At 67.4% G+C, this 13506-nt stretch carries 12 protein-coding genes and 1 pseudogene; 8 read left to right on the forward strand and 5 right to left on the reverse strand.

The genetic code is table 11. The features are described 5' to 3' along the window. Positions 1-289: 289 nt before the first annotated feature. The 7 genes and pseudogenes from IE243_RS12580 to IE243_RS12610 all read left to right on the forward strand — a co-directional run bounded on the left by IE243_RS12580 (position 290) and on the right by IE243_RS12610 (position 7625). Positions 290-1495 (forward strand): glycosyltransferase family 4 protein, encoded by a 1206-nt coding sequence (locus IE243_RS12580; RefSeq protein ID WP_191319736.1) that lies wholly within the window; start codon positions 290-292, stop codon positions 1493-1495. Between the two features lie 211 nt (positions 1496-1706). After that, on the forward strand, positions 1707-2231 hold the full coding sequence (gene infC / locus IE243_RS12585) for a translation initiation factor IF-3 (RefSeq protein WP_244643131.1): 525 nt from the start codon (positions 1707-1709) through the stop codon (positions 2229-2231). Between the two features lie 300 nt (positions 2232-2531). After that, a complete protein-coding gene (gene rpmI / locus IE243_RS12590; protein ID WP_191319738.1) occupies positions 2532-2732 on the forward strand; it encodes a 50S ribosomal protein L35 in 201 nt (66 codons plus the stop codon). A gap of 43 nt (positions 2733-2775) precedes the next feature. Next, positions 2776-3138: a 50S ribosomal protein L20 gene (rplT, locus tag IE243_RS12595; protein WP_191319739.1), complete on the forward strand. Its 363-nt coding sequence runs from the start codon at positions 2776-2778 to the stop codon at positions 3136-3138. Positions 3139-3424: 286 nt separating this feature from the next. After that, positions 3425-4512, forward strand: a pseudogene (gene pheS / locus IE243_RS12600) (phenylalanine--tRNA ligase subunit alpha). Positions 4513-4531: 19 nt separating this feature from the next. Then, the gene (gene pheT / locus IE243_RS12605; protein ID WP_191319740.1) at positions 4532-6946 is read left to right on the forward strand and encodes a phenylalanine--tRNA ligase subunit beta; all 2415 of its coding nucleotides are present in this window, start codon (positions 4532-4534) and stop codon (positions 6944-6946) included. A gap of 265 nt (positions 6947-7211) precedes the next feature. Continuing rightward, complete coding sequence (locus tag IE243_RS12610) at positions 7212-7625, forward strand: hypothetical protein (RefSeq protein ID WP_191319741.1); 414 nt, start codon at positions 7212-7214, stop codon at positions 7623-7625. A 19-nt stretch (positions 7626-7644) separates the two neighbouring features. Here the strand turns inward: IE243_RS12610 and IE243_RS12615 are convergent, their stop codons facing one another. Further along, a complete protein-coding gene (locus IE243_RS12615; RefSeq protein WP_191319742.1) occupies positions 7645-8460 on the reverse strand; it encodes a HesA/MoeB/ThiF family protein in 816 nt (271 codons plus the stop codon). Positions 8461-8730: 270 nt separating this feature from the next. Here IE243_RS12615 and IE243_RS12620 point away from each other — a divergent pair, with 270 nt between their 5' ends. Further along, the gene (locus tag IE243_RS12620) at positions 8731-9804 is read left to right on the forward strand and encodes a BMP family lipoprotein (protein WP_191319743.1); all 1074 of its coding nucleotides are present in this window, start codon (positions 8731-8733) and stop codon (positions 9802-9804) included. 147 nt (positions 9805-9951) lie between these two features. On the opposite strand, the gene IE243_RS12625 is transcribed toward IE243_RS12620, so the two are convergent. The 4 genes from IE243_RS12625 to IE243_RS12640 all read right to left on the reverse strand — a co-directional run bounded on the left by IE243_RS12625 (position 9952) and on the right by IE243_RS12640 (position 13438). After that, a complete protein-coding gene (locus IE243_RS12625) occupies positions 9952-10884 on the reverse strand; it encodes a C40 family peptidase (RefSeq protein WP_191319744.1) in 933 nt (310 codons plus the stop codon). 93 nt (positions 10885-10977) lie between these two features. Further along, a complete protein-coding gene (locus IE243_RS12630) occupies positions 10978-12369 on the reverse strand; it encodes a leucyl aminopeptidase family protein (protein ID WP_244643133.1) in 1392 nt (463 codons plus the stop codon). A gap of 220 nt (positions 12370-12589) precedes the next feature. Beyond that, entirely contained in the window at positions 12590-12769 is a 180-nt protein-coding gene (locus IE243_RS12635; protein WP_191319746.1) for a hypothetical protein, read from the reverse strand. 249 nt (positions 12770-13018) lie between these two features. Further along, a complete protein-coding gene (locus IE243_RS12640) occupies positions 13019-13438 on the reverse strand; it encodes a MerR family transcriptional regulator (RefSeq protein ID WP_191319747.1) in 420 nt (139 codons plus the stop codon). Positions 13439-13506: the final 68 nt, after the last annotated feature.

Here is a 13506-nt window from a genome sequence, read left to right on the forward strand (position 1 = left end):
TTGGGGGCAGCGTCCACCTTGCCGGAAAGCCGCGAAAATCCCCCGGGGGCGCATGCGCCAACCTCCATGAGAATATGGCCGGGATTATATCCCGGCGCCGGAACCAGGCGGGGCATTCATTCAGAAGACGAATCGGAAAGAATCGGAAAGTTGTCCGATTTCCGAATGAGAATCGGACAACTTCCGATCGGTTAACATTTTTGCGGCATCATGGCCCGTGCAATCCGCCTGTCCTGACGCAGGTCCAGCGCGCCATATCCGATTTTCACGTCACGACGCCGGTCCGTTAATGAATCATTTTCCCACCACCGCGCACGCCCTCGCAGGCCGCACCATTCTCCAGATCGTTCCTGAGCTGGATGCTGGCGGCGCCGAGCGCACGGCGGTGGACATCGCCGCTGGCCTGGCGCGCTGCGGCGCCCGGGCGCTGGTGGCGACGGAAGGCGGCCGGCTTGTCGGCGAACTCCAGGCTGAAGGCGGCATCTGGATCCCCTTCCCGGCCCGCACCAAGAATCCGGTCGCCATGGCGCTGAACGCGCGCAAGCTGATGCGCATCTGCCTGGACGAGGGCGTCTCGCTGGTGCACGCCCGCTCGCGGGCTCCAGCCTGGGTGGCGCTGGCGGCGACCCGGGCGCTTGGCCTGCCGTTCGTCACCACCTATCACGGCAGCTATTCGGGCAAATCGCCCGTCAAGGTCCAGTACAATTCCGTCATGGCGCGCGGCGACGTGGTCATCGCCAACTCGCACTACACCGCCGACCTGATCTGCTCGGCCTATCCGCAGGCCCGTCCGCGCATCCGCGTCATTCACCGCGGCACCAATCTCAACGCCTTCTCGGCCCGCTCCGTGCCGGCTGAACGGGTCGAGGCGCTGCGCAAGGCGTGGAAGTTGCCGCCGCATGAACGCATCGTGCTGCTGGCCGCCCGGCTGACCAGCTGGAAGGGACAGAAGATCCTCATCGAAGCGGCGAAGAAGCTGGTCGACAACGGTCTGCGCGACGTCGCCTTCGTGCTGGCCGGCGACCCCCAGGGGCGCGAATCCTATGTGCGCGAGCTGGACGGCATGATCAACAAGCTGGGCCTGCAGGGCGTGGCGCACCGCGTTGGCCATTGCACCGACATGCCTGCGGCGCTGCTGGCGGCGGCGGTCGTGACCGTGCCCTCCACCGAGCCGGAGGCCTTTGGCCGCGTCGCGGTGGAAGCGCAGGCCCTGGGAACGCCGGTGATTGTTTCCGATCTCGGCGCCGTGCCGGAAACCGTGCTCTACCCGCCGCGCGTGCCGGCGGCCGAGCGCACCGGCTGGGTGGTGCCCCCTGGCGACGCCAACGCCCTGGCCGAGGCTGTCGGCGCGGCCCTGACCATGGGCGCCAGCGCTCTGGAAGGCATGACCCGCCGCGCCCGCATGCACGTGGAGCAGCACTTTTCCTTGGAAGCCATGGTCAACGCCACCCTGGACGCCTACGTGGCCGCCCTGGCGGGAGCGCGGCCAGGCTGAGCGCCGCCAGTGGCGCGAACGTCTGGCGAACAGGGGCCGAAGCCCTCGCGGCGAACGGATCGCGCTGGCGCCTTGACTTGCCGGCGCATTCTGCGAATGTCCCGGCCTCAGGTTATATTTGCGCGCAGGCGAACGCCGCCGTCCGGCGATGCTCGCACATTCCAGCGCGCAGTTAGAGGAGAAGACCGCCATTCGTCGCCCAATGCGATCCATGCAGGCCCCACAGAAGGAAGGGCCCCGCGCCAACCGCGACATTCGCGGCGTCCGCGAAGTCCAGCTCATTGATGACACCGGGCAGAACCGTGGCGTCGTGTCGTTTTTTGACGCGCTCAACATCGCCGAGGAAGCCGGTCTTGATCTGGTAGAGATCGCGCCCAATTCCACGCCGCCGGTGTGCAAGATCCTTGATCTCGGCCGCTTCAAGTTCCTCGAGCAGAAAAAGCAGGCCGAGGCGCGCAAGAAGCAGAAGACCGTCGAAGTCAAGGAAGTGAAGCTGCGGCCGGGCATCGACGAGCACGACTACGAAACCAAGATGAAGGCGGTGCGCCGCTTCTTCGAGGAGGGCGACAAGGTCAAGGTGACCCTGCGCTTCCGCGGTCGTGAAATGGCCCACCAGGACATCGGCTACCGCCTGCTCGTCCGCGTCAAGAACGAAACCGCCGAGATCGCCAAGGTGGAAAGCGAGCCGCAGCTCGAAGGCCGCCAGATGATCATGGTGCTGGCGCCGCGTAACTGACGCGCCCCGCCAGGCAAATCCTGCGCATGTTTCCGGCCAGACCACCCGGTCTGGCCGGTTTTCTTTTGCGCGGCCTGGAGCCGGCTCCACGTCCTGTGGCGACGAAATTGACCCGGATTGTGGGCAAGGACGTTTCGACGCGCCCGCCGGTCTTGTGGCCGCGCGCCGTTTCTGCCATAAGCCACGCTTCATTCGGACCGACCGGCTTGTAAAGGGCTGCCGTGGCGGTTCGTGAAAGCTCATGAAAATCCCATGAGTTCAGGGGCGGTTCGCCGCCTCTCTCGCGTTGAGGAGAGCCAAATGCCCAAGCTGAAGACCAAGTCGGGCGCGAAAAAGCGCTTCAAGATCACCGGAACCGGCAAGGTGATTGCGGCTCAGGCCGGCAAGCGCCACGGAATGATCAAGCGGACCAACAAGCAGATCCGCAACCAGCGCGGCACCACCGTGCTGTTCGAGGGCGACGCGAAGAACATCAAGAAGTTCTTCCTCCCCAACCACTGATCTATTCCGCCAGCATCTTTGACAGGTTCCCAGGAGATCCAACATGGCCCGCGTCAAGCGCGGCGTGACCGCCCACGCCAAGCATAAAAAAGTTCTCAAGGCAGCCAAGGGCTTCTACGGCCGCCGTAAAAATACGATCCGCACCGCCAAGGCGGCTGTCGATCGCTCGATGCAGTACGCGTATCGCGACCGCAAGAACAAGAAGCGCACCTTCCGCGCGCTCTGGATCCAGCGCCTGAACGCCGCCGTGCGTGAACATGGCCTGACCTACAGCCGCTTTATCGACGGCCTCGGCAAGGCCGGCGTTGAGATCGACCGCAAGGTGCTGTCCGATCTGGCCATCCGCGAGCCGGCCGCTTTCAAGGCCATCGTGGACCAGGCCAAGGCTGCGCTTCCCGCGGCCTGATCGGCGGAGGCGTCCGGACCGGACGCCCTCTTCCCAGCTTTACCGAGGCAGCAGCGCCGGACGGTCGCAAGACCGTCGCGGCGCTGTCGCATGTCAGGGACCCGCGTAACGCTTTTCGCGGCGCGCGGCCCGACTGTTCCAGAGCAGGATCCGTTCACGCTGAAACGGAATTTTGCCCTGTCTCCCTGGTTTGACGCGCTTTCCTGACGCGATAATCCGCTCCGCCAGATCACGGCCCGCCATTGCGAACAGGCGGACTGGCTGGCCCGGAGCCTGCGAGGCCGTAATGACCGATCCCAACGCCAGTTCTTCAACCGATCCTGCTTCCGATCTCGCCGCGCTTGAACAGAGCCTGACGGCGGACGTCGCCGGCGCGGCAGATGAGGCCGCCATCGAGGCCATCCGCGTGGCGGCGCTGGGCAAGAAGGGGCGCATATCCGAGCTGCTGAAGACCCTCGGCGCCATGTCCCCCGAGGAGCGCAAGGAAAAAGGGCCGCTGATCAACGGCCTGCGCGACCGCGTGCAGGGCGCCCTGGCCGCCCGCAAGGAAGAACTGGCCGCCATCGCCCTCACCGCCCGCCTCGAAGCCGAGCGGCTCGACGTCACGCTGCCGCTGCGCGAGGCGCCGCAGAGCCGGGGCCGCCTGCATCCGATCAGCCAGGTGGTGGACGAACTCACCGCCATCTTCGCCGACATGGGCTTCGCCGTCGCCGAAGGGCCGGACATCGAAACCGACTTCTACAATTTCACCGCCCTGAACTTCCCGGAAGGTCACCCGGCGCGTGAGATGCACGACACCTTCTTCCTGCCGGAAGGCGCCGACGGCAAGCGCAAGCTGCTGCGCACCCACACCTCGCCGGTGCAGATCCGCACCATGCAGAGCGTGAAGCCGCCGATCCGCGTCATCTGCCCCGGCCGCACCTACCGCACCGATTCGTGGAGGGACTGGTGATCGACAAGGTCGCCAACATGGGCCACCTGAAATGGGTGCTGGAGGAATTCTGCAAGGCGTTCTTCGAGGTGGACAGCGTCAAGATGCGCTTCCGCCCGTCGTTCTTCCCCTTCACCGAACCCTCGGCGGAGGTCGACATCCAGTGCTCGCGCAAGGGCGGCGAAATCCGCTTCGGCGAGGGCGACGACTGGCTGGAGATTCTGGGCTGCGGCATGGTGCATCCCAACGTGCTGCGCAATTGCGGCATCGATCCCGACGAATACCAGGGTTTTGCCTGGGGCATGGGCATCGATCGCATCGCCATGCTGAAGTACGGCATGCCGGACCTGCGCCCCTTCTTCGAGGCCGACGTGCGCTGGCTGGAGCACTATGGCTTCCGCCCCCTCGATCTGCCGTCGCTGGCCGGCGGCCTGTCCTCCTGAGCGTCACCGGAGACTGACGATGAAATTCCCCCTTTCCTGGCTCAGGGATCACCTCGACACGGACGCTTCCACCGATCGCATCGCCGAAGCGCTTACCCAGGTCGGCCTTGAAGTGGAAGGCGTGCGCGACCGCGCCGCCGAACTGGCGGCCTATCGCATCGCTCATGTGATCTCGGCCGAGAAACATCCGAACGCCGACAAGCTGCGGGTGTGCATGGTCGATGACGGCTCCGGCGCGCCCATCCAGGTGGTGTGCGGCGCGCCCAACGCGCGCACCGGCCTGAAGTCGGTGTTCGCGCCGCCCGGCACATATGTCCCCGCCAAGGACATCACCCTGTCTGTCGGCGTCATTCGCGGCGTCGAAAGCCGGGGCATGCTGTGCTCTGCCTTCGAGCTGGAGCTGTCGGAAGACCATGACGGCATCATCGAATTGCCGGAAGACGCGCCGGTGGGACAGCCGTTCGCCGTCTGGGCCGGCCTCGACGATCCGGTCATCGAAATCTCGGTCACGCCGAATCGCGCCGACGCGCTGGGCCTCGCCGGCATCGCCCGCGATCTCGCCGCCGCCGGCCTCGGCAAGGTGAAGACGCCGGCTGTCGCCCCCGTGGCCGGGACAGGCGCCAATCCGGTTGGCGTGCGCATCGCGCTTGACGACGCCGCCCTGTGCCCCGCATTCGCCCTGCGGCTGGTGCGCGGCGTGAAGAATGGCCCCTCGCCCGAGTGGCTGCAGAAGCGCCTGCGCGAGATCGGCCTGCGCCCCATCAACGCGCTGGTCGACATCACCAATTACATGACCTTCGACCGCAACCGGCCACTGCATGTCTTTGACGCCGGCAAGGTGAAGGGCGACCTGGTCATCCGTCGCGCCCAGGACGGCGAGGAACTGCTGGCGCTCGACGGCAAGACCTACAAACTCGACGCCGACATGGTGGTGATCGCCGACGACAACGGCGTTGAGTCGCTGGCCGGCGTCATGGGCGGCGAGCACTCGGGCGTCTCGGACGCCACCACCGACGTGCTGATCGAATCCGCTTTGTGGGACACGCTCAACATCGCCCGCACCGGCCGCAAGCTCGGGCTGATTTCCGACGCCCGCTTCCGCTTCGAGCGGGGCGTCGATCCGGCCTTCACCTTGCCGGGCATGGAGATGGCCACCCGTCTGGTGCAGGAATTGTGCGGCGGCGAGGCCAGCGACGTGACGCTGGCCGGCGCCATTCCGGATGCGGCGCGCGTCATCGATTTTCCGTTCAGCGAAGTGCAGCGCCTCACCGGCCTGATCCTGCCGCGCGACGAGATGCGCGCCATTCTGGTCGCGCTCGGCTTCGCCGTCGCCGGCGAGGGCGACGTCATCCAGGTCACGCCGCCATCATGGCGCGCCGACGTGGAGGGCAAGGCCGACCTGGTGGAGGAGATCGTCCGCATCGCCGGCATCGACCGGGTGGAATCGACGCCGCTGCCGCGCCCCGGCGGGCTGACCATCGGCGTGCTGACGCCGCTGCAGCGTCGCACCCGCACCGCACGTCGCCTGCTGGCCTCGCGCGGCCTGGTGGAGGCTGTGACCTATTCCTTCATCTCCGAAAAGGAAGCCGTGGCCTTTGGCGGCGGCCAGCCGGAGCTGAAGCTGGCCAACCCGATCGCCGCCGACATGTCCGACATGCGCCCGAGCCTGATTCCAGGCCTGCTGGCGGCGGCCCAGCGCAACGCCGACCGGGGCTTCCCGGATGTGGCGCTGTTCGAAGCTGGCCAGACCTTCGCCTCTGACGCGCCGGAGGGTCAGTCGATGGTCGCCGCCGGCGTGCGGCGCGGAACCGCCGGCATTGCCGGCGCCGGGCGCAGCTGGGAGGGCGACGCGAAGCCGGTGAGCGTGTTCGACGTCAAGGCCGACGTGTTCGCCTTGCTGACGGCGCTTGGCGTTTCCACCGCCGGCGCGCAGATTGTTCCCGGTGGCCCCGCGTGGCTGCACCCGGGCCGCTCGGCCACCCTGCAGTTCGGCCCGAAAGCCGTGATCGGCTGGTTCGGCGAGTTGCACCCGGCGACGCTGAAGGCGCTTGACGTCAAGGGGCCGCTGGCGGCGTTCGAGATCAACCTCAGCGCCCTGCCAGCAGCGAAGGCCAAGGCCACCCGCGCCCGGCCGAAGCTGGCGCTGGCTGACCTGCAGCCGTTGAGCCGCGACTTCGCTTTCGTCGTCGACGCGGGCGTCGCCGCTGGCGATCTGACGAAAGCGGTTGCGGGCGCCGAACGCAATCTGATCGTCGATGTCAGCGTCTTCGACATCTACGAAGGCGAACGCGTCGACCCCGGCAAGAAGTCGGTCGCCCTGTCGGTGACCCTGCAGCCGAAGGACCGGACGCTGACCGACGCGGACATCGAGGACGTGTCTGCGAAGATCGTCGCCGCAGCAGCGAAGCGCGCCGGCGCCATCCTGCGGACATAACTGGCGGGTTTGGTTGAGGGCGGTCCCGATCCATTGAATCGCGAAGCGGTCCGGTGGATCGGGGCAAGCGCTCGCCAGCTGATGGTCGCGACGGATTGATAGCTCCAGTGTGAGCCGTGAATCCGCCTCTGTTCGCCGGCATCACCGGAATTTCCCGGCCCCGGCGGCCGCGACCGCCAGTTCGGGCGAAGCGACTTCAGGGACAGGCTTGCCGGATCAACGGCAGCGACCCAGTATGTCGCCTCATCTGCGGAGATACGGGCCCGTGCGGAGAACTGAATTCTGGTCGATGGGCATGGCGGCGCTGCTTGCAGCCGCGATGACATTTTTCTTCGCCGGCTTCGCGGGCCCAGCAGAGGCAAGCCCAAGGACGAAACCGGCCAGCGCCCCCAAATCCATTGATGATTGCGAGCGCTTCAAGGAAGCCCTCGCCTACAACGCCTGCCTCGCCAGCTTCGGCCCTGAACGCCGGCACGGCGCGCCCATGGTCTCGCAAGAGGTTTCAACCGACGGCGACGGAAAAGCGGAAACCGCCGGCAAGGCGGAAAACCGTTACAGCAGACGCAGCAACCGTTACGGGCGCAGCCACCGTGGCGGCCGCAGCAGATATGGCCGGGCCTCCGCAACATTCTCGGTGCCGGAATCGATTATCAGCGGACATTCGTTGCGGGGACGGTGAGCCCGGTTCCGGTTGTCTTTCACGACCGCGCCGGAGCGTCAGCCCCCGTGCGGTTCTTCCTGTCAGCTCCCTTGCCTGACAGCGGATTTTCCGGGTCCCAACCATAGGCAAGATCGCGGAAGCGCATGCGCGCGGCGTCGAACGTCAACAGACGGCCGACAAGGCTGTCGCCGAAACCGGTGATGGCGCGAATCACTTCCACAGCCATCAGCGAGCCGATCACTCCGGTCACCGCCCCCAGAACGCCAGCCTGGGCGCAGGTGGGAACCAGATCCGCCGGCGGCTGTTGCGGAAACAGGCAGCGCCAGGTGGGGTTGGGATTGCCGTCCCCGCCGGATTCATGGGCGCGAATTGTCGTCACCGAGCCGTCGAACATGCCAAGCGCGCCCATCACGACCGGCTTCTTTTCGTAAAAGCAGGCGTCTGAAACGGCGTAACGCGTATCGAAATTGTCGGAGCCTTCCGCCACCACGTCCCAGGCTTCAACCAGATCGCGGGCGTTGGCGGCGTCGAGGCGCTGCTCGAGGGGCACGACCTTGACATGCGGATTCAGCCGCGCCGCCGCGTCCACAGCCGCTGTCACTTTGGGCCGGCCCACGTCCGCCGTGGCGAACAGCACCTGACGTTGCAGATTTGACAGCGACACCACGTCGTCATCGACGACGCCAATGGTTCCAACGCCGGAAGCGGCGAGATACTGCACCAGCGGCGCGCCGAGGCCGCCAGCGCCCACCACCAGCACGCGGGCCTGCTTCAGCCGCGCCTGCCCCGGGCCGCCGATATCGCGCAGCACCAGATGACGGGCGTAGCGCTCAACCTCATCGGCGTCGAACATGGTCTCTCCTGTCTCCGGCGCAATTCTGCGCAGCCTGAAGGCGCTCAGGCGTCCGCGGCGCGGGGATATGGCGCGCGACGCCTCCTTACAGGAAATGCTGTCGCGGCGCCTGACGCCAGCGCGCCCCGCTCCACCGCATTGGCGCCGCACATCCCCGACAACAGTCTGGCGTGCTCCGGCGGGAGCGTTAAGATGCGCACGATGACCAGGCATGACAACCGCGCGTCGCAGGCGCCGCATTCAGAACCATTCCGGCGCAGAACAATCGCCATGCTCCGGAACAGCGCCCTTGTGCTGGCCGCGACCATGATGCTGGCCCACGCCCAGTCGGCGGCAGCCCAGCAGCCCGCTCCTCCGGCCTCGCCGGCTACGCCTCCTCCGGCGCCGCCGGCGTCATCCCCGCCGCCTGCGCCGCCCGCCGGCATTCTTGTGGTCGATGACGGCGTCAGCGGCGCCGAGCCGCTGGCGGGCGTCCAGGAGGCGATGCGCCTGTACGGAGTCAGCGGGCGAAGGGCCGATCTGGTGGCCTCAGCGGCGTCCAAGGCGACGGAAGCGATGCGCAATCTCGCCCAGGGGCGCCGGACGGTCGTTGTCGTCGGCGCCAATGTCGGCGCCGCCCTTGAGCAGGTGGCGAAGGAGTTTCCTGATAACCGCTTCACGCTCATCGGCGGGGCGGCCAATGGCGCCAACATTCGCGCGATCACGTTCCGCGACAACGAAACCGGCTGGCTGGCCGCCTGGCTGGCTGGCCGTCTCGCGGGCGAAGGGCATGTCGGCTTTGTTGGCGGCCCTGCGGCCAACGAGCGCCGGCCGGCCCTGTGCGCGACCGCCCAGGGGCTGGTGACCGCGAACCCCAACGCCCTGCTGTTCCCGGATCTGGAGAGCGCCGACGTTGAGCCGAAACTGGAAGCGCGGCGCGGCGCGGAGCTGGCCCGCGGGCAGATAGATCGCGGCGCCAGCATCATTATCACCCCCGCGGGCGCGGCCGGCGCCGGCGCCATGGAGACGGTGCGCGATCTGGGCGCCCTTGGCGTCGTGCGCAACAGCAACGCCCTCAGCCTGTTCCCGGGCAATGTGCTGGCCATGCAGGCGCGTCGCTATGACGCCGTTATCCTGTCGGCGCTGGAGGCCTCTGCCGGAAGCAACTGGACGGCGGGCGCCGTGAGCGTCGGGCTGAAAGAAGGCGGCGTCGCGCTGCGCCTGAACGACGCCGTCGCGCCTCCGACGCCGCCGGATGTGCGCGCGGCTCTGCAGGACAATGTCGCCGCCATCATCACCGGCGCGCTGGTGGTTCCGGGCATGACCGCCGAGGGACGCTGCCCGACGCCGCAACGCACGCAGTAAGGCGCGGTGAGATAACGCGTCAGGAAGGAAAGCTGCCAGGTTCCGGCCGCCGTTCAACGGTCCGCCCCCTGCCGGCGACAGATCCGGAGCGCTGGCGCATTGCCGTCGCCCCGCCGGCGCCTGTAACGCGCCTTTCGTCAGGCCGCTTCAACTGACGGCGCGCAGGGCCGTCACCGGGCCGCCGCCGGCGTCGGCGATGCGGGCAATGGCGGCGGCCAGCGGTTCGATGGCAACCTGCATGTGATGCCCGTTGGCGTGAACCAGCGTGCGCTGGTCCAGCATCATGCCGACATGGCCGCGCCAGAACACGAGATCACCCCGGGTCAGCGCCTCAAGCGCCTCCGCCGGCAGCGCCGCGCCAACTTCCGCCGCCTGCATGTCGCTGTCACGCGGGCAGGTCTTGCCCACAGTCAGCAGCGAAAGCTGCACGAGGGCCGAGCAGTCCAGCCCCAATGAACTGCGCCCGCCCCACAGATAGGGCGCGCCCACCAGCTTTTCCGCCACAGAGGCGTGATCGCCGCCAGCTTGCGCCGTCTGGAGCGCCAGATGCGCGGCGTAGACATAGCCGCCCTCTTGAGCGTTTCCTTGCGTGTTTCCTTGCGCAAGACGCACGAAACGCGCTGCGGCCGCTCCGGCGACAGCCGACTTCGCCATCGCTTCGGCCCCGGCGGCTGCGGCGACGCCCGTCACCGACGCGGCCAGCGGCAGCGCGCCAAGGGGCGGCGCCTTGATGTCGGGAACCGGATAGATGAAGGTGCGCGGCGCGACGACGCGATGGGTCGGCGCCGCCTCCGCCGCGATCAGGTCGTCGGCCGGCAGGTAGCCGACATAGCCATCGACAAGCAGTTGCCCCCAGGCCCAGCCTTCGTCGTCCATGTCATAGACATCCACCGCCTCGCCATGCAGCGCTTCGGTGTCCAGCGGCGCATCGCGACGCGGGGCGCGGCGGACGCTGGCCGCATAGGCGCGCACCACCATGCGGCGCGGGGCGGCGTATCGCGGCGCGGGGATTTCGCCACGCAGGGATTCTGCGGCCAGATCGGGACGCGCCGGGGTCAGGCGGGGATCACGGGCGCTCATCGGCAACTCCACCACTCGGGGCAAAAGGCGGTCTCGGTGAACGAAGCCGCCAGGGCATGTTCGCGGCGCGCCGGGTTGCGCCGGAAACGCCCCCTAACCCTGGCCATACCGGGCGCGCACCAGGGCATAGGTCAGGCGCGCCGCCTGGGCCTCGCCGCCTTCCGGGCGTCCCGGCCGCGCCGACGGCGTCCAGCCATAGATGTCGAAGTGCGCCCAGGCGCCAGCCTGCGAAACGAAGCGGCCAAGGAACAGCGCCGCCGTGATCGATCCGGCGAATGGTCCGCTGGACACGTGATTGACGTCGGCGATCTTCGAATCCAGCAGCCGCTCGTAAGCCCCCCACAACGGCAGGCGCCACACCGGATCGTTCACCGCGTCGCCAGTCTGGGCGATGTCGGCGGCCAGGGTCTCGTCGCGGGTGTAGAACGGCGGCAGATCAGGCCCGGTGGCGACGCGGGCGGCGCCGGTGAGCGTGGCGTAATCGAACAGCAGCTCGGGGGCGTCATCATCGGCCAGCGTCAAGGCGTCAGCGAGAATCAGCCGGCCCTCGGCGTCGGTGTTGCCAATCTCCACGGTGAGGCCCTTACGGCTCGGCAGCACGTCGCCGGGGCGGAAAGCATTGGCGGAAATGGAATTTTCGACGGCGGGGATGATGACCCGCAGCCGCACTGGCAAATTGGCCGCCATGATCATCTGCGCCGCCGCCAGCGCCGCCGCCGCGCCGCCCATGTCCTTCTTCATCAGCAGCATGGCCGACGACGGCTTGATGTCGAGGCCGCCAGTGTCGAAGCTGACGCCCTTGCCCACCAGCGTCACCTTCGGCGCGCCGGCTTCGCCCCAGACCATGTCGATGATGCGCGGCGCCGTTTCCGAGGCGCGGCCAACCGCATGGATCAACGGATAATTCTGGATCAGCAGCTCGTTGCCGGTGACGACGGAAACCTGGGCGCCGAAACGCGCCGCGAGGTTGAGCACGGCCCGCTCCATGTCGGCGGGCGTCAAATCGTTGGCCGGCGTGTTGATGAGGTCGCGCGCCAGGAAAACGCCATCGACGATGCGGCCGATCTCAGCGGCGTCGACGCCGTCCGGTATCACCAGCGCCACGTCCCTGGTCCTGGCAGCGGTTTTGTAGCGGTTGAAGGCGTAGCCGGCGAGCGCCATGGCCAGAACGGCCAGCTGCGGATCGCGCGGCGCGTTGGCGAAACGCCACGTCCCCCCCGGCAGCAACGCATACAGCGAGCCGGCAAGGAAGGGATCGATATGGCGGGCGCCTTCATCTTCCACGCCAAAGACAGCGGCGCAGATCGCCCCGTCCGGCCCGGGCAGCAGCAACCCCTTGCCGGCGGCGCCGGTAAAGTCCTGCGCCGCAGCGAACGCCCTGGCGCTGGCGGGCAGACCAGCAGCGATGTCCGTCCAGGTGGAAGCGGTGACGAACCAGACAGGAAGCGCCGCAGCTTCGGGCGCAAGCAACAGTTGAAGTGGCACGCAAACGATCCCTGGCTGCCGTGGCCCGAAACCATTCCAGCAAGAGCAGCGGAGGCTTTTGCGAACGGGGCGGCGCCACATCAAAGGTCTGGAGCGTTTCCGTGACCGGGGTCAGGAAGCGCCCTTTCCGATCATCTTATGTCCACGGCGCGCGGCCGCACAATCATTCTGGCTGGCGCTGGCGCTGTGGCCGGCGCCGACGTCCCGATCCGGCGCCAGGTTAGCGGGCCGCGTAACTTTCGCTGACGCCCTGAACGGCCACGGGCAGGCTGTTGCGGATGGTGCCAACGGCGGTGACGATCGCCACGGCGATAAGGGTGGCGATCAGCAACTGCTCGATGACCGAGGCAGTGAGGCGTGACGGCGGCTGGGAGCTGGAACGGCTACCGCGCAAAATCATGTGGTTCCCCCGAAAACGCTGGCCATTGCCAGTCTGGCGGGAACGCTAGCCACGCCGCATTGCGCGCTGATTAAGGATTGTCCTGAATCAAATCTTACCGGCCGACGCCCCGTGAACGCCGGGCAGGTGACGGCGATATTTTGCTTTTCCCATCAATCGGCTGACAGAAATGCAACGCCCGCCGGCCCGTTCACAAAACCGCCCGATGCGTTGCAGCGGATGGTAAACGCGGCGTTATCGCAGCAGCCTTCAGGTCACGTGCGGCGACAGCGCCTCGATAATGCGGCACTCGGCGATGGCGCCGGTATGGGCGTGCGAAAGCAAGGCGTCCAGTTCGGCGCGCAAGGCGACAAGGTCGGCGATCTTGCGATCGATCTCGTCGCGATGGGCGCGCGCAATGTCGTGCACGCCGGCGCAGGGCTGGCTGGCCTGACCGGACAACTCCAGCAGCGCCCGCACCTGCTCCAGCGAAAAGCCAAGGCGCCGGGCGCGCATCACGAAGCTGAGCCGGCGCAGGTGCGCGTCACTGTAGACGCGGTAGTTGGCGGCGCTGCGCGCGGGCGGCGGCATCACGCCGATGCGCTCATAATAGCGCACCGTCTCCACATTGCTGCCGACGCGCTTCGCCAGTTCGCCGATCGACCACGCGCCGCTGTCTGAACAGGTCATTGTCCGAATCCCCGTCGTCATCCAGGCCTCTTGACCCTGTAGTGACTACAGACCCTATTTGATGTCGG

It is taken from the genome of Camelimonas fluminis, assembly GCF_014656355.1.
Lineage (GTDB): Bacteria > Pseudomonadota > Alphaproteobacteria > Rhizobiales > Beijerinckiaceae > Camelimonas > Camelimonas fluminis.

Coding starts and splice junctions, on each gene's coding strand:
- IE243_RS12580 (WP_191319736.1), top strand. CDS start 290: ATGAATCATTTTCCCACCACCGCGCACGCCCTCGCAGGCCGCACCATT.
- infC (WP_244643131.1), top strand. CDS start 1,707: ATGCAGGCCCCACAGAAGGAAGGGCCCCGCGCCAACCGCGACATTCGC.
- rpmI (WP_191319738.1), top strand. CDS start 2,532: ATGCCCAAGCTGAAGACCAAGTCGGGCGCGAAAAAGCGCTTCAAGATC.
- rplT (WP_191319739.1), top strand. CDS start 2,776: ATGGCCCGCGTCAAGCGCGGCGTGACCGCCCACGCCAAGCATAAAAAA.
- pheT (WP_191319740.1), top strand. CDS start 4,532: ATGAAATTCCCCCTTTCCTGGCTCAGGGATCACCTCGACACGGACGCT.
- IE243_RS12615 (WP_191319742.1), bottom strand. CDS start 8,460: ATGTTCGACGCCGATGAGGTTGAGCGCTACGCCCGTCATCTGGTGCTG.
- IE243_RS12620 (WP_191319743.1), top strand. CDS start 8,731: ATGCTCCGGAACAGCGCCCTTGTGCTGGCCGCGACCATGATGCTGGCC.
- IE243_RS12625 (WP_191319744.1), bottom strand. CDS start 10,884: ATGAGCGCCCGTGATCCCCGCCTGACCCCGGCGCGTCCCGATCTGGCC.
- IE243_RS12635 (WP_191319746.1), bottom strand. CDS start 12,769: ATGATTTTGCGCGGTAGCCGTTCCAGCTCCCAGCCGCCGTCACGCCTC.
- IE243_RS12640 (WP_191319747.1), bottom strand. CDS start 13,438: ATGACCTGTTCAGACAGCGGCGCGTGGTCGATCGGCGAACTGGCGAAG.